The sequence below is a fragment of the Flavobacterium sp. 2 genome (assembly GCF_049949195.1).
In the GTDB taxonomy this organism is placed as follows: domain Bacteria; phylum Bacteroidota; class Bacteroidia; order Flavobacteriales; family Flavobacteriaceae; genus Flavobacterium.
In genome coordinates, this window is the sequence record NZ_CP188206.1 from 2,181,453 (window position 1) to 2,199,760 (window position 18,308).

Genomic DNA, 18,308 nt, shown 5'->3' on the forward strand with positions numbered 1-18,308 from the left:
GCTTGACTTTTAACCAAGCCGCTTATCATTTTTTATTTATTTAGATACAAGTAACCTGACTGTTCATGCTGATTTGAATCGCTATCTTTATATTTCAAAATATAGAAATAGGTTCCTACTGGCAATCCATCTGATTCTTTGATCGTCGCGCGTCCTGCTGAAACTCCCACAAAAACTCGGTCTTCATTATTATAATGATCGATGTCAAATACAAGAACTCCCCAACGATTATAAATTTCAACTGTATTATCAGGATAACATTCTATTCCCTGAATATAGAATCTTGCATTTTTTGAATCTCCATTTGGAGAAAAAGCATTCAGTACTTTTATTTTACAGCCATCTAAGCTCAATACTGTAGGACGATCTCCTGAATTGCTTTCATCATCAGATTTGTCCTCAACTTCAACTCCTTTTCCACTGCGTCCAGTTGCTGTTGCCTGATTACTTACAGTACCAAGAATAATATCACTTTGAGTAATTTTATATTTCGCTGTGAAATTATTGTCATTTGATTCGCCAACTTCAAGATTAATTGTTTGTCCAGAAATAACGACACCTGGCAGAGGATCTGAAACGCTGACATTGGTCAATGGAACATTTCCTGTGTTAGTCACTTTAAATTTATAAGTGATTGTTTCACCTGCATTTGCAAATCCATTTCCGTTTTCATCATTGAATACAGCTGTTTTAATAATTGCAATGTTTGGCACTTCAACAAAAACATTCAATGTTGATGAACTACAATTTGATGAATTTGCTTTTTCACATACTTGATATACTAAAGCATAACTTCCACCAGGTGTGTTTGGTTTCACATTTACGGTTCCGTCTGCATTAAATTCAAAATATGGGCTTTTTGGTGTATTAGATATCACAACATTTGCCGGATCAATTGGCAAGCCATTCACTAAATCATTGTCTAAAACATTAATAAATTCTAGCTGTCCATTAATTCCATCAACATTTACCAGCAGATCATCTTTTGTAATAATCTGTGGTGCAGGTGCAGGATCTTCTGAGTTGACAACGGTAACATTTACAACCGCCTGACTGCAATTTGATGAATTTGAAGCTTCGCAAATTTGATAAGTCAATTGATAAGTTCCTGATGGTGTTCCTGTTTTAACATCAACAGAACCATCTGCATTTAAAATCAAATTAGGATTTGCAATCACAGAGCTTAAAACAACAGCTGTTTGATTAAATGTTGCTCCATTTAAACGGTCATTACTAAATATATTCAATGCTGTGCTAATACCTTTTTTAGCATCAATTGGTCCAGCACTATCATTATTTGCTTTGATTTCAAAAGTTGGTCTTGCATTACATTGTGGTGTTGCTGGCGGATAACTCACTATCATACTTACAGTAGGATTTAATGAAAACTCCATTGTGACACCAGTTCTTGTTTTTTCAAATCCATCAGCACCTTCCGTCCATTGTCCATTTGCAAATAACCATCCTGGCCAGTCAACTCCAATTCCGTTACTATCTACAATTGCTCCCGGCCATAAAATGCTTCCGCTCAATGGCAAATTAGTCTGTGCAGCTACAACATTATTATCACTGTCTATCCATTTTACAGTCAATAAATTATTGGTTGTAAAATTATCTGGCGTTACATTGTATGAAACATAAGGAACATTATTAGAGCAATAACTATTCGTAGTTACAGTAATTGTTGGAAGAACAACTGTTACTTTAACATCGGCTATTTTGCAATTTGTTGTGTTCAATTCACAAACCTGATACGTTAGTGCATAAGTTCCTGCTGGTGCATTTTCTTTTAGTATAATTGTTCCATCTGGATTCAATGTTAAATATCCAGCTGGATCAGCAATTGTTACTGATAGGTTTACATCAGAAGCCGTAATTGGCAATCCATTTTTAGTATCATTTTCTAAAACATTTACAACTGTCACCGGATGATTAACTCCTGCAATTGGACCTACTAAGTCATCTTTCAATACCAATAAGTCTCCCGTAACCTGAACATAACTCTTAACCGTGTCGCAGTTAAGCGCATGGTCGTTGTCACAGATCGTATATTCCACTTCGTAGCTTCCTGAAGCGGTGCCCGGAGCCACCGTGATGGTTTTGTCTGCATTGATTGTTAATCCTGTCGGAAGTGTGCTTACCAGTGTGAAGGTTACCTGGCCTGCACCTGCGCCTACCGTAACCGGAGTTCCGTTCAGCGTATCATTGGCAGTCAAGGATATCGTCGTGCCTCCGTTGTTGCTGTTGATCGCTGTTGTGGTTTCCGTCACAGCATCGATTACAGGGATTACTATCGGAGCATTCACCGTCAAGTTTACTGTCGCCGTCGAGCAGTTCGATGCATTGGTCTTGTCGCAGATCGAATACGTCAAGCTGTAACTTCCCGCAGGAGCATTAGCACCAAGGGTTGCAACTCCTGTCGTCGGATCCAAGGTCAGGTAGCCTGAAGGGTCCGCAACGGTCGTCGTTATTTTTACTTCCGATGCCGTCAATGGCTGTCCGTTTCTGGTATCATTGTCTACAACCGTAATGATCGTCTGGGCTGTTGCCGACTGTGTCACTGCGGTCGGATTGTCCGTATTGGCAACCAGTACATCACCCGTCACCTGGATATAACTCTTGACCGTATCGCAGTTAAGCGCATGGTCGTTGTCACAGATCGTATATTCCACTTCGTAGCTTCCTGAAGCGGTGCCCGGAGCCACCGTGATGGTTTTGTCTGCATTGATTGTTAATCCTGTCGGAAGTGTGCTTACCAATGTGAAGGTTACCTGGCCTGCACCTGCGCCTACCGTAACCGGAGTTCCGTTCAATGTATCATTGGCAGTCAAGGATATTGTCGTGCCTCCGTTGTTGCTGTTGATCGCTGTCGTGGTTTCCGTCACAGCATCGATTACCGGGATCACAACCGGAGCATTTACTGTTAGGTTTACACTCGCAGTCGAGCAGTTCGATGCATTGGTCTTGTCGCAGATCGAATACGTCAATGTGTAGGTTCCCGTAGGAGCATTAGCGCCAAGGGTTGCAACTCCTGTCGTCGGATCCAATGTCAGATAACCTGAAGGGTCCGCAACTGTCGTCGTTATTTTTACTTCGGATGCCGTCAATGGCTGTCCGTTTCTAGTGTCATTGTCCACAACCGTGATGATCGTCTGGGCTGTTGCCGACTGTGTCACTGCGGTCGGATTGTCCGCATTGGCAACCAGTACATCGCCCGTCACCTGGATATAACTCTTGACCGTGTCGCAGTTAAGCGCATGGTCGTTGTCGCAGATCGTATATTCCACTTCGTAGCTTCCTGAAGCGGTGCCCGGAGCCACCGTGATGGTTTTGTCTGCATTGATTGTTAATCCTGTCGGAAGTGTGCTTACCAATGTGAAGGTTACCTTCCCTGCACCTGTCCCGACCGTTACCGGTGTTCCGTTCAGCGTATCATTGGCAGTCAAAGAGATCGTCGTGCCTCCGTTGTTGCTGTTGATCGCTGTCGTGGTTTCAGTAACAGCATCGATTACAGGGATTACTATCGGAGCATTTACTGTTAGGTTTACACTCGCAGTCGAGCAGTTCGATGCATTGGTCTTGTCGCAGATCGAATACGTCAAGCTGTAGGTTCCCGCAGGAGCATTAGCACCAAGGGTTGCAACTCCTGTAGTCGGATCCAATGTCAGATATCCTGAAGGGTCCGCAACTGTCGTCGTTATTTTTACTTCCGATGCCGTCAATGGCTGTCCGTTTCTAGTGTCATTGTCCACAACCGTGATGATCGTCTGGGCTGTTGCCGACTGTGTCACTGCGGTCGGATTGTCCGCATTGGCAACCAGTACATCGCCCGTCACCTGGATATAACTCTTGACCGTGTCGCAGTTAAGCGCATGGTCGTTGTCGCAGATCGTGTATTCCACTTCGTAGCTTCCTGAAGCGGTGCCCGGAGCCACTGTGATGGTTTTGTCTGCATTCAGCGTTAATCCTGTCGGAAGTGTGCTTACCAATGTGAAGGTTACCTTCCCTGCGCCTGTCCCGACCGTTACCGGTGTTCCGTTCAGCGTATCATTGGCAGTCAAGGATATTGTCGTGCCTCCGTTGTTGCTGTTGATCGCTGTTGTGGTTTCAGTAACAGCATCGATTACAGGTCTTTCTATAACAATCTCCACTGTTGCAGAATCGCAAACGCTAGCGTTTGTTGACATACAAATCGTATAAGTAATCAGGTGTGTACCTGCAAGCGTATTAGGAGCAACTGTTATTGTTCCATCAGAATTAAAAGTTATTCCTGTTGGAAGTGAACCAGTCGAAACAGTAACATCTGTTGGCAAAAATGAACTTCCATTTATTTTGTCATTAACAAAAACTGTCGAAATAGTTCCGCCTGCTGCTCCATTTATTACCGATGGAGTATCATCTTCTGCGCAGATGTAATTTGAAATCGTTACGTTTGAAGAAGCTGTCGATTGACATCCCAAAGAGTTTGTAACTGTATAATTATAAGTGTTACCAGCAATTAAACCAGTAATTGTTGTTGTCCCTGTATTTCCAGTTATATTTCCAGGATTAATAATCCATGATCCTGTAGGCAAACCACTTAATTCAACACTAGCAGTTGACGATGAACATGTTGGTTGAGTTATTGGTCCAACTATTGGACTTGCAATAGAATTTAGCGTCAAATTAAGGATCTGATCCGCAGTGCAGCCGTTGTTGGTGATTTTAAGTGCTGACTGGTTGGTGCTGTAAACCGTATTGTTTGCCGCCCATGTATACGTCTCTCCCGAACAGATGCTCACTGTAGTGACAACATCCGCAGGTTTCGGCGTTACAGTCAGATTAAGGATCTGATCTGCAGTACAACCATTATTTGTGATCTTAAGTGCAGACTGGTTGGTGCTGTAAACCGTATTGTTTGCCGCCCATGTATACGTCTCTCCAGAACAGATGCTCACTGTCGTGACAACATCCGCAGGTTTCGGCGTTACAGTCAGATTAAGGATCTGATCTGCAGTACAACCGTTGTTGGTGATTTTAAGTGCAGACTGGTTGGTGCTGTAAACCGTATTGTTTGCCGCCCATGTATACGTCTCTCCAGAACAGATGCTCACTGTCGTGACAACATCCGCAGGTTTCGGCGTTACAGTCAGATTAAGGATCTGATCTGCAGTACAACCGTTGTTGGTGATCTTAAGTGCAGACTGGTTGGTGCTGTAAACCGTATTGTTTGCCGCCCAGGTATACGTCTCTCCCGAACAGATGCTCACTGTAGTGACAACATCCGCAGGTTTCGGCGTTACAGTCAGATTAAGGATCTGGTCTGCAGTACAGCCGTTGTTGGTGATTTTAAGTGCAGACTGGTTGGTGCTGTAAACCGTATTGTTTGCCGCCCATGTATACGTCTCTCCAGAACAGATGCTCACTGTCGTGACAACATCCGCAGGTTTCGGCGTTACAGTCAGATTAAGGATCTGGTCTGCAGTACAACCGTTGTTGGTGATCTTAAGTGCAGACTGGTTGGTGCTGTAAACCGTATTGTTTGCCGCCCAGGTATACGTCTCTCCCGAACAGATGCTCACTGTAGTGACAACATCCGCAGGTTTCGGCGTTACAGTCAGATTAAGGATCTGGTCTGCAGTACAACCGTTGTTGGTGATCTTAAGTGCAGACTGGTTGGTGCTGTAAACCGTATTGTTCGCTGCCCAGGTATACGTCTCTCCCGAACAGATGCTCACTGTAGTGACAACATCTGCAGGTTTCGGTGTTACAGTCAGATTAAGGATCTGGTCTGCAGTACAGCCGTTGTTGGTGATCTTAAGTGCAGACTGGTTGGTGCTGTAAACCGTATTGTTCGCTGCCCAGGTATACGTCTCTCCCGAACAGATGCTCACTGTAGTGACAACATCCGCAGGTTTCGGCGTTACAGTCAGATTAAGGATCTGGTCTGCAGTACAACCATTATTTGTGATCTTAAGTGCAGACTGGTTGGTGCTGTAAACCGTATTGTTCACTGCCCAGGTATACGTCTCTCCCGAACAGATGCTCACTGTAGTGACAACATCCGCAGGTTTCGGCGTTACGGTCAGATTAAGGATCTGATCTGCAGTACAGCCATTATTTGTGATTTTAAGTGCAGACTGGTTGGTGCTGTAAACCGTATTGTTCGCTGCCCAGGTATACGTCTCTCCCGAACAGATGCTCACTGTAGTGACAACATCCGCAGGTTTCGGCGTTACAGTCAGATTAAGGATCTGGTCTGCAGTACAGCCGTTGTTGGTGATTTTAAGTGCAGACTGGTTGGTGCTGTAAACCGTATTGTTTGCCGCCCATGTATACGTCTCTCCCGAACAGATGCTCACTGTAGTGACAACATCCGCAGGTTTCGGCGTTACAGTCAGATTAAGGATCTGGTCTGCAGTACAGCCGTTGTTGGTGATTTTAAGTGCAGACTGGTTGGTGCTGTAAACCGTATTGTTTGCCGCCCATGTATACGTCTCTCCAGAACAGATGCTCACTGTCGTGACAACATCCGCAGGTTTCGGCGTTACGGTCAGATTAAGGATCTGATCTGCAGTACAACCGTTGTTGGTGATTTTAAGTGCAGACTGGTTGGTGCTGTAAACCGTATTGTTTGCCGCCCATGTATACGTCTCTCCAGAACAGATGCTCACTGTCGTGACAACATCCGCAGGTTTCGGCGTTACAGTCAGATTAAGGATCTGGTCTGCAGTACAGCCGTTGTTGGTGATCTTAAGTGCAGACTGGTTGGTGCTGTAAACCGTATTGTTTGCCGCCCAGGTATACGTCTCTCCCGAACAGATGCTCACTGTAGTGACAACATCCGCAGGTTTCGGCGTTACAGTCAGATTAAGGATCTGGTCTGCAGTACAGCCGTTGTTGGTGATTTTAAGTGCAGACTGGTTGGTGCTGTAAACCGTATTGTTTGCCGCCCATGTATACGTCTCTCCAGAACAGATGCTCACTGTCGTGACAACATCCGCAGGTTTCGGCGTTACAGTCAGATTAAGGATCTGGTCTGCAGTACAACCGTTGTTGGTGATCTTAAGTGCAGACTGGTTGGTGCTGTAAACCGTATTGTTTGCCGCCCAGGTATACGTCTCTCCCGAACAGATGCTCACTGTAGTGACAACATCCGCAGGTTTCGGCGTTACAGTCAGATTAAGGATCTGGTCTGCAGTACAACCGTTGTTGGTGATCTTAAGTGCAGACTGGTTGGTGCTGTAAACCGTATTGTTCGCTGCCCAGGTATACGTCTCTCCCGAACAGATGCTCACTGTAGTGACAACATCCGCAGGTTTCGGCGTTACAGTCAGATTAAGGATCTGGTCTGCAGTACAGCCGTTGTTGGTGATCTTAAGTGCAGACTGGTTGGTGCTGTAAACCGTATTGTTTGCCGCCCATGTATACGTCTCTCCCGAACAGATGCTCACTGTAGTGACAACATCCGCAGGTTTCGGCGTTACAGTCAGATTAAGGATCTGGTCTGCAGTACAGCCGTTGTTGGTGATTTTAAGTGCAGACTGGTTGGTGCTGTAAACCGTATTGTTTGCCGCCCATGTATACGTCTCTCCAGAACAGATGCTCACTGTCGTGACAACATCCGCAGGTTTCGGCGTTACGGTCAGATTAAGGATCTGATCTGCAGTACAACCGTTGTTGGTGATCTTAAGTGCAGACTGGTTGGTGCTGTAAACCGTATTGTTCGCTGCCCAGGTATACGTCTCTCCCGAACAGATGCTCACTGTAGTGACAACATCCGCAGGTTTCGGCGTTACAGTCAGATTAAGGATCTGGTCTGCAGTACAGCCGTTGTTGGTGATTTTAAGTGCAGACTGGTTGGTGCTGTAAACCGTATTGTTCACTGCCCAGGTATACGTCTCTCCCGAACAGATGCTCACTGTAGTGACAACATCCGCAGGTTTCGGCGTTACGGTCAGATTAAGGATCTGATCTGCAGTACAGCCATTATTTGTGATTTTAAGTGCAGACTGGTTGGTGCTGTAAACCGTATTGTTCGCTGCCCAGGTATACGTCTCTCCCGAACAGATGCTCACTGTAGTGACAACATCCGCAGGTTTCGGCGTTACAGTCAGATTAAGGATCTGGTCTGCAGTACAGCCGTTGTTGGTGATCTTAAGTGCAGACTGGTTGGTGCTGTAAACCGTATTGTTTGCCGCCCATGTATACGTCTCTCCCGAACAGATGCTCACTGTAGTGACAACATCCGCAGGTTTCGGCGTTACAGTCAGATTAAGGATCTGGTCTGCAGTACAGCCGTTGTTGGTGATTTTAAGTGCAGACTGGTTGGTGCTGTAAACCGTATTGTTTGCCGCCCATGTATACGTCTCTCCAGAACAGATGCTCACTGTCGTGACAACATCCGCAGGTTTCGGCGTTACGGTCAGATTAAGGATCTGATCTGCAGTACAACCGTTGTTGGTGATCTTAAGTGCAGACTGGTTGGTGCTGTAAACCGTATTGTTTGCCGCCCAGGTATACGTCTCTCCCGAACAGATGCTCACTGTAGTGACAACATCTGCAGGTTTCGGCGTTACAGTCAGATTAAGGATCTGGTCTGCAGTACAGCCGTTGTTGGTGATTTTAAGTGCAGACTGGTTGGTGCTGTAAACCGTATTGTTTGCCGCCCATGTATACGTCTCTCCCGAACAGATGCTCACTGTAGTGACAACATCTGCAGGTTTCGGCGTTACAGTCAGATTAAGGATCTGGTCTGCAGTACAGCCGTTGTTGGTGATTTTAAGTGCAGACTGGTTGGTGCTGTAAACCGTATTGTTCGCTGCCCAGGTATACGTCTCTCCCGAACAGATGCTCACTGTCGTTACGACATCTGCAGGTTTCGGAGTTACAGTCAGATTAAGGATCTGATCCGCAGTACAGCCGTTGTTGGTGATTTTAAGTGCAGACTGGTTGGTGCTGTAAACCGTATTGTTTGCCGCCCAGGTATACGTCTCTCCCGAACAGATGCTCACTGTAGTGACAACATCTGCAGGTTTCGGTGTTACGGTAACATTTACAGCTGTTCTAGTACTTTCACAACTATTTGTAGTTTGACTTACATAATAAGTTCCATCGGTCAGTGTTTCAGTTCCTGAATATAATGTTCCGCCAGAATTGGCATTATACCATTTTAAATTATTTCCTGTTGCTACTAAATCATTTACTGTTTTTCCGTCAACTACGCAAAATGTTTGAGATGAAGCTGAAGGTGCCGAAGGGATCGCATTTACTGTTACTGTCACAGGAGTAGAAGAAGCGCTATAACATCCAGAAGCGTTTGTTACCTGGACACTATAATTCCCTGAATTTGATACTGTAATAGTCTGTGTTGTTGCTCCATTAGACCATAAATATCCTATTCCGCTAGTTGAAGTCAAAACCACACTCCCACCTGTACAGAACGTTGTTGAACTTCCTGCAGAGATACTCGGTGTTGCTGGTGTAGGATTTACCGTAACTGCAACTAAAATTCTGCTACTTTCACAATTATTAAGTGTTTGGCTTACATAATAATTTCCTGATGTTAATGTTTCCGTTCCATTATAAAGCGTTCCTCCTGAACTTGCATTGTACCACTTTAAATTTGTTCCTGAAGTAACAGTTAAATCACTAACTTTTTTAGTATCACCAGCGCAAAATGATTGAGAATTAGCAGTTGGCGCAGCAGTTGTATTTACTGTTACCGCAACTGCTGTTCTAACACTTTCACAACTATTTAAAATTTGGCTAACATAATATGTTCCTGAAGATAATATTTCTGTTCCAATATATGCTGTTCCACCTGAATTGGCATTATACCATTTTTTAGTTGCACCTGAGGTTAAAGTAACCACCAAATCATTAACTGTTTTATTATCAGTCGCACAAAATGTTTGGGCTGAAGCTATCGGAGCTGAAGTGGTGTTTACAGTTACTACTACTGCAGTTCTTGTACTCTCACCACAAGTATTTGACTGGCTTACATAATAAGTTCTTGTTGTCAATAATTCAGTTCCTATATAGGCAGTTCCAGCTGTTGCAGCATCATACCATTTTTTTGTCGACCCTGTTGTTAATGTAACTGCTAAGTCATTAACAGTTTTGGCTTCATTGACACAAAAGGTCTGAGATGAAGCAGTTGGAGCTCCTGGCACATTATTAATTGTCACAGCGACTAAAGTTCTTGCACTTTCTGCACAACTACCTGCCGTTTGACTTACATAATAATTCCTTGTAACTAATATTTCAGTTCCTAAATATTGTGTTCCTCCTGTGGATTGATTATACCATTTTAAGTTACTTCCTGAAACAATTAAATCGCTAATTTTTTTATTCTCAGCAGCACAAAATGTCTGAGCTGAAGCAACTGGTGCAGAAGAAGAACTTATTGTTACTTGCACAGAGCTTCTATCACTTTCACATCCATTTACACTAGTTTGACTCACATAATAGGTGCCTGCACTTAGAGCTGTATTTGCATTATATTGTGTTCCTCCTGTGGATTGATTATACCATTTTAAATTGCTTCCACTTGCTACCAAATCACTCACTTTTTTATTTTCAGAAGCACAAAACGATTGATTAGTGACCACAGTTGGAGATGCTGGCTTAACAGTCACTGCTATTGCATTAGAGCTATCACTAATACATCCCGAACTATTAATTATTTTTAAAGAATAAGTTCCATCATTTGTAATTGTAATACTTCTTGTATTCTCTCCTGTTGACCATAAGTAAGTACTTCCAGTCCCTCCAAGTGTGTTTGCAGAACTAGTCGATCTCAAAACTATATTTCCTGAAGTCCCACAAGTCGCTTGGCCTGAATTTACATTAATTGTTGGAGTGGTTGGTTTAGGGTTTTGATTCACCACAACAGGTTTTACAAACACACATCCTTCAGACGAAACTGCCTTTATATAATAAGTTCCAGCACTTGCTGTAGTTGGTGTTGAATATGATGTTGTTGCCAATGAATCTGTCCAATACGAAAGAGTTAAATTCGTACTACTTCCAGCCGTAATAGCTGAAGCTGTCAAATCAACTGTAGACGGTGAACAAACTGCTGCAGGATTTATGACAATAAGATTTGACACCTTTGGATTTACTGCAGCACTCGCCGAATTATTTGCCGAATTTATATCTATTGAAGCTGGCAATGACGCCGTATTTGTATAATTACCAGTTGCTTTTACAGTCGCCGTAATTTTTAATGTAACCGATGTCTGAGCATCAACATCACCAATACTCCAAGTACCCGTTGAAGAATCATAAATACCTACAGATGGAGTTGAACTTACATAAGTATATCCTGAAGGAAGCAAATCGTTTACTGAAACTCCAGAAACATTATTCCCTCCTAAATTACTCACTTTGACAGTAAATTCTACGTTGGTTCCTATACATGGCGTTGCATTATCAACTGTCTTTGTAATTCCTAAATCGGTACATAAAGTAACCGTAACTGGCTTTGATTGAGTTTGAGCACCACAAGCCAAAGTTGATGATACTGAATAATTACCCGTTTTAGTAGCTGTATAAGTTGATGAATTAGCACCACTGATAGCCGTTCCATTAAAATACCATTGGTACGGAGCAAAATTTGGTAGAGTTGTAAGTTCTGCTGTATTGTTAGTACATCCACCACCTGAAATATAAGTTAAAGTTGGTTCATCAGGCTGAGCGGCAAAATTAGAGAAAAAACCTGCCATAGAAAATCCTCCTGCCTGCTGCACGATCGAAACAGTGAGTTTGGCGTCACTGGCAATAGAAAGAACATCTGGACTTCCTATTTGTACACTATTAAAATTAATCAAATACCATCCTGTTGTACCTATTTGGTAACGAGCACCAATACCAGATATGTTTGCAATATTATTACCATTGACAGTTACAATTTCTGTAGCGCTTCTTAAAAGAATATACCCAAAGTAATCTAGTGTTCCCTCCTGGTAATTTTTAAATTTTGCAGTTTCTATAAAATTAGACCCCCCACATTCAGAGACTGGTGCAATTGTTGAAATATCAACCTCGCAAGATTGTGCTGTACCTGAATAAACTGCAACTCTCTTATCTGCAAACACACGTGATGATGTGAAACTTGTAACAGAATTACCATTATTAGGAACACCATTTTTAAAAGTATAAAACTTACCTGCTTGTGGTAAATTTACATTAATAGTAGATACTAATGCTCCTGTAGTTGAATATCCATTTATTGTTAAATTTGTATCATCTTTTGTAGCAACAACTGTAGTTTGTTCCGCTGTATCATTCCCTGTTCCTCTTACAAGAAAATATTCAGTTCCTAAAACTGCTTCGGGAGGTACTTGGTTGTATGCTCCATCTCCACATCCATCTGGCATATCTATTCCAGCAGCTGTGTTCATTACAGCAGGATTTGAAGTTTCTACGAGAGTTCCTATTGGCGCCTTAAACAAATAACTTTGTCCAGCATTTAACGTCGCTGTGATAGTATTATCTATTTTCACAGTCGTGTTGTCTACCGTAGCCATAACACTGTAAATAGGACGCTGATCACCCAAACTTCCGAAATTCCCTAAAGAACCATCTCTATAATAACCTACTCTAAAACGAATACCTAAACCGGCATCACCAAAACTAGTTAATGCTGCATTTCCTTTAATATTAGCATCGGCATTTTCTCCTCTTATATAATCATCTGAGGCAACATTCCTTAAGTTCACAGCAGTAGGACCAGTACTTGTAATAATTAGACCTGCACCATTTAGAACGGTATTTAAAGCATTCATCGGAAGAGTAGATGCATTAAGTTTAAACCTATAAACAGCAGGAGCTCCTTTTGTCGCTTTCAAAGTAGCTTCAAAAGTACCGTCGCTTTTGGTTAAAGTTATAGTTACTTCGGTAAGCGAATTGGTAGAAATTACAATTTCGTTTGCCTTGCTAAAATACTGCCAAGGTGCTGGTGCTATATAATGTTTTGTATAGAACTGAGCCGAAGCACTGAAACTAATCAGGAATAAAAATGCAATAAAAAAGGTTAGTCTAGAAAATCTAGACTGATTAGAAGTAGAGTTACGCATACGCAAGTGAGATTTGAGAAGTGCAAATATTGCAAGCTGAAAAAACTACCACAGTTTTCAGCATATAGGACAAATACGAAAAAATATAGGGATTGGATTTTGAAAAGAAAATAAAATCTTCCTTAAGATTTTTATCAAAATCAAAATTCATTTGAACCTTTTTTAGTTCAAGACATAAAAATTGTGTCATAGGTTTTTGGGTAGTTTTGGTGTCGCGAAAATATATAAACACCTAGTAACTAGCTACATTAGTCGACAAACTACCTATAAAAACGTTGAATAAAACCTTTTTTCGACAAAAATCAATTTCAAAAAACATCAAAACTGCTTATTTCGCAACAAAATAGAAGAATTTTCTTAAATTGTTATAAATAAATCACTAATATCAACCATTTAAAAGAAAAACATTAAAAAATCTTACAAAACAAGCAACAATAGAATATCATATGAGTTCTTAACATTTGTTTGTTCTTTTTCGAAGGTCCAAATTGCAAAAATTTAATTTTTCTAAATCTATTTTCACAATAGAACATTTTTCTTTAAAACTATTTTTATCTAACAAAGAAAGCAGTGTCGATTTTTAGATTTATTTTATTTTTAAATCTGTTTTTAAAATAAAATATTTGATTATCAGTATTTTAAAATAGTTAAATAAATAATATTATAAGTCAAAACATTTTCTACATAATTTTAAATTCCATTTTATCTGTAGAAAACTAATTCAATCTTAGATATATTAATACAAGACAAAGCTTACAATTATTCTAATGCTAATAATAACTGAAAAATTAGATTTAAAAATATACAATGAAACAAATCATGAACTAACGTGTCATTAGTCGATAATTATTATCGACAAACTACATTAAGCGTATTTTATTTCTTACAGCTACAAAAAGACACACGTATCAAACTAAAACATAGTGTCTTACAAAAAAATGTGTCATCTACAGGTGGAAATTTATAAATGAAAAAGAAGTATAATTAGAGCAAATTTTAATCTTAATACAGATTTCATTTTATTCTAAAAAAGAGATATTTCTTTTTAACCCTTCAAACTTTGTTCTTTTAATGGGAGAATTTTTAAAAACGGCACGAAAAGTTTCTTCTGTAATTTCAGTCCAATCTTTTTTAGAGAAAGAAAGCAAATCAGGATTCGGGTTAAATAAAGGTTCTGAATGAGGTTTTGAAAAACGATTCCAAGGACAAACATCTTGACAGGTATCACAGCCAAACATCCATTCATCAAATTTCCCCTTCATCTCATACGGAAGATTTTCTTTTAACTCAATCGTGTAATAAGATATACATTTACTACCATCAACAATATATGGCGCTACTATTGCTTGAGTAGGACAGGCATCAATACAAGCAGTACATGAACCACAATGGTCTGTTGTTTTGTAGTCGTATTCTAAATCAAGATCTAAAATAAGTTCTGCAATAAAATAAAAAGAGCCTACTTTTTGTGTTAGTAAATTACTGTTTTTCCCAATCCAACCTAAACCACTTTTCGCTGCCCAAGCTTTATCCAAAACTGGGGCCGAATCTACAAAAGCACGGCCTGAAACTTCTCCAATATTTTCTTCAATAGAATAAAGCAGTTCTTTTAATTTTTCTTTTATAACAAAATGATAGTCTTGTCCATACGCATATTTTGAGATTTTAAAACTGTCTTCATTTTGAGATTCCGATGGAAAATAATTAAGAAGAAGAGAAACAACGCTTTTAGCATCATCAACAAGTAAAGTTGGATCTAGACGTTTATCAAAATGATTTTCCATATAAGCCATTTGGCCATTATGGTTGTTATTTAACCACTTTTCAAGTCGAGGAGCTTCTTCTTCCAGAAATCCAGCTTTCGAAATTCCACAAGAAAGAAAACCAAGCCTTTTAGCTTCGTCTTTTATGAATTTTGAATATGTTTCTTTCGAATTTATGCTCATCTTTTAGAAAATGAAACTTCAATATTAACAGGTTTTAAAGTCACTAATGGATTAAATTCAACTTTATCTGTATTTGATTTTACAACATAACGTTTTACAATTTGTGAAATTGCCAAGCACATTTCATAAATTGCAAAACCGGCTCCAATACACATTCGTGGTCCTGCCCCAAAAGGGTAAAAGTATTGCATCGACTGCTTCTTTTGTTCTCCAAGAAATCGTTCAGGAATAAACTCATCTGGATTTTGCCAATATTTGGGATTTCGATGGAGTTCATAAAACGAAACTCCAATCAAAGTTCCTTTTTTTATTTTATATGAACCTACAATATCATCTTCCACATTTTGTCTATCTGTTATCCAAGCCGGAGGATATAATCGCATCGATTCACTCAAAACTGCGTTTATATAGGTCATTTTTTGAAGTTGTTCAATAACATTATCCGTCTGCGATTCAATTTCTGTAATTTCATCAAAGACCTTTTGCTGCACTTCAGGATATTTTCCCAAAAAGTGAAGTGTAAAAGTCAAGGCATTTGCTGTTGTTTCGTGTCCAGCAATAAATAATACTTTTATTTCGTCTATTAATTGTTGCATAGACATGCTTTCTCCGGTATCTTCATAACGAGTTTCCATTAGCATGTTAAGCAAATCATTAAAATCTTCATTGGAAACATTTCGTTCTTCAATGATTTCCTGTATGATTTGATTATTTTCTTGTGCTAATTTTAAATGCGTTTTGACTTGACCACTTAATGAAAACCATAAAGCTTTGTGAGGAAGTCTAATTTCTTTAACCAAAAATTTTTGGACTTCTTCTATAATAAATTTAATACGATGTAGTTTTTCTTCTGAAATAGAAAACTCAAATAAAGATTTTGCAACAACATTAAACGCAAGCTGGCTCATTGCTGGAAAAGCATTAACAATCTCGTTCTCTGTTAAATTGTCAATTTCAGAACTAATTGTATTATTCATATTCTCGACCAGCATATTCATTTTCTGTTTATGAAATGCAGGCTGAATAAGCCTTCTTTGCTTCAGCCAAAAATCACCATCGCTAGTTAAAAGCCCTTTTCCTAAATACTTAGAAAGATAAACCGATTGGAATTTTGACTTGTGATAATTCTTCTGATTTTTAACTAAAATATACTGAACAATTTCATTATCCCGAGACAAGATCAAATGCTTAGAAAAACCGATCTTCAAAGAAAATGAATCACCCAACTTGTCAAAATATCTTTTATGAAACGGTATAGGATTTCTTCGGACTCCTTCTGCATCTAAAAGAATCTTGCAATTGAGAGCTTATTCGGGTAATTATATTTTTTGCTATTAGACATTTTGAATAAAAGTTAAACAAACCGCCTTAATTATGGTGCTCATTTTTCCTTGTTAATAAAGTTTACTTATTGTGTTGCAGAATCCAATCTGTAATATCTTTTATATTCTGAATTTCAGTTTCAGGTGTATTCATTCCAACATCATGTCCCTTACCTTCTCTAATAATCAATTTTGTTTCTATGCCTTTTCTTTTTAATTCATTATAAAGATTTTGCGATTGACTGACATCAACTACATTATCAGCGTTACCATGAATTAATAATGTTGGTATATTTGAAATATTGCTAAACGGACTTATCTTAGTTACTGCAACATTATTCCCACTCGGATTAATTTTGGCACCAGCTAATTTTTCAATAATATCCAAATGTCCACTATTTTTTCTAAGTTCCAATACTTCAGGAGAATCCAACTTCGAAGGCGCACACAAAGCAGTAATAGACTTCATATTTCTCTTAGTGTAACCATATAATAATGCCAAATGAGCACCTGCACTAATTCCAACAATATGATATTCTTTTTTAGCATAACCATATTTACCAGAAGTTTTCGAAACATACTTAATAGCAGCACCGATATCAGTCAACAAATCTTTAGCCGAAATAGTATCATTAATATAACGGTAATCTACATTAGCAACTACAAAACCTTTATTAGCAATATCTAGAGCATGTTTGTTTGTGTATTCAAGTCCACCCATCGACCAAGAACCTCCATGTAGAAGAATAACAACTGGCACATCCTTTAAATTTCCATTCGGAACATAAAGATCCAAAATTTGTTGAGATGATTTTCCATAAGAAAGATGCGGAAAATAATTTGTCTGTCCAAAAGAGCTACAAAAAGCAAATAGCAAAAATAAAAAGTAATGCTTCATAAAATGTTTTTAAAATAATCCTCCTTGAATATTTGTATTAACCTTTCCCAAATGTTTATATGCTTTCTCTGTAACTTCGCGACCACGAGGAGTACGCATAATAAACCCTTCCTGAATTAAAAACGGCTCATAAACTTCCTCTATTGTTTCACTACTTTCAGATACAGCAGTTGCCAAAGTAGAAAGTCCAACAGGGCCTCCTTTGAATTTATTGATAATAGTTAATAGAATTTTATTATCCATTTCGTCAAGGCCATGCGCATCAACATTTAATGCTTTTAAGGCATACTTCGAAATTTCTATATCAATTCTTCCATTCCCTTTTATTTGAGCAAAATCACGTACTCTTCTCAACAATGCATTTGCAATACGAGGAGTTCCGCGACTACGTCCAGCAATTTCAATTGCCGCTTCAAGATCAATAGGCATTTTTAAAATAGAAGCACTTCTTTCAACAATTGTAGTTAAAAGTTCAGTAGTATAATATTGTAAACGAGATGAAATTCCAAAACGAGCTCTCATTGGAGCCGTCAATAATCCTGAGCGAGTAGTTGCTCCAATTAAAGTAAAAGGATTTAAATTGATTTGAACTGTTCGCGCATTTGGACCAGATTCAATCATAATATCAATTTTAAAGTCCTCCATTGCCGAATACAAATATTCTTCAACAACGGGACTTAATCGATGAATCTCATCTATAAACAAAACATCTCTTTCATCCAAATTAGTCAATAATCCAGCTAAATCGCCTGGCTTGTCTAATACCGGTCCAGAAGTTATTTTAATTCCCACTTGAAGTTCATTGGCCAAAATATTAGCTAATGTTGTTTTACCAAGTCCTGGAGGCCCATGAAAAAGAGCATGATCAAGTGCTTCACCACGTTGATTAGCCGCTGCAACAAAGACTTTTAAATTTTCCAAAACCTGATCTTGTCCGGCAAAATCATCAAATGAGAGCGGACGCAATCTTTTTTCAAGATCTAATTCTTCTGGGTTATATCCTTTTGTAGTAGGATCAAGATTTTCATTCATCCTACAAAGATAGAGAAAGTAATTAGTTTGTAAAATAGTAAAACTGAAC

Annotated in this window: 5 protein-coding genes; all 5 read right to left on the reverse strand. The window is 39.5% G+C overall.

Annotated features, from left to right (window positions below; genetic code table 11):
- Window positions 1–32: 32 nt before the first annotated feature.
- Window positions 33–13,061: a gliding motility-associated C-terminal domain-containing protein gene (locus ACNFIH_RS09410; protein WP_426486415.1), complete on the reverse strand. Its 13,029-nt coding sequence runs from the start codon at window positions 13,059–13,061 to the stop codon at window positions 33–35.
- 1,019 nt (window positions 13,062–14,080) lie between these two features.
- The gene (queG, locus tag ACNFIH_RS09415; protein ID WP_426486416.1) at window positions 14,081–15,007 is read right to left on the reverse strand and encodes a tRNA epoxyqueuosine(34) reductase QueG; all 927 of its coding nucleotides are present in this window, start codon (window positions 15,005–15,007) and stop codon (window positions 14,081–14,083) included.
- On the reverse strand, window positions 15,004–16,233 hold the full coding sequence (locus ACNFIH_RS09420) for a cytochrome P450 (RefSeq protein WP_426486417.1): 1,230 nt from the start codon (window positions 16,231–16,233) through the stop codon (window positions 15,004–15,006). The genes queG and ACNFIH_RS09420 overlap by 4 nt, the downstream gene beginning before the upstream one ends.
- A 178-nt stretch (window positions 16,234–16,411) precedes the next feature.
- Window positions 16,412–17,227, reverse strand: a complete 816-nt coding sequence (locus tag ACNFIH_RS09425) for a prolyl oligopeptidase family serine peptidase (protein ID WP_426486418.1) — start codon at window positions 17,225–17,227, stop codon at window positions 16,412–16,414.
- A gap of 9 nt (window positions 17,228–17,236) precedes the next feature.
- Window positions 17,237–18,259: a Holliday junction branch migration DNA helicase RuvB gene (gene ruvB / locus ACNFIH_RS09430; protein WP_035645260.1), complete on the reverse strand. Its 1,023-nt coding sequence runs from the start codon at window positions 18,257–18,259 to the stop codon at window positions 17,237–17,239.
- Window positions 18,260–18,308: the final 49 nt, after the last annotated feature.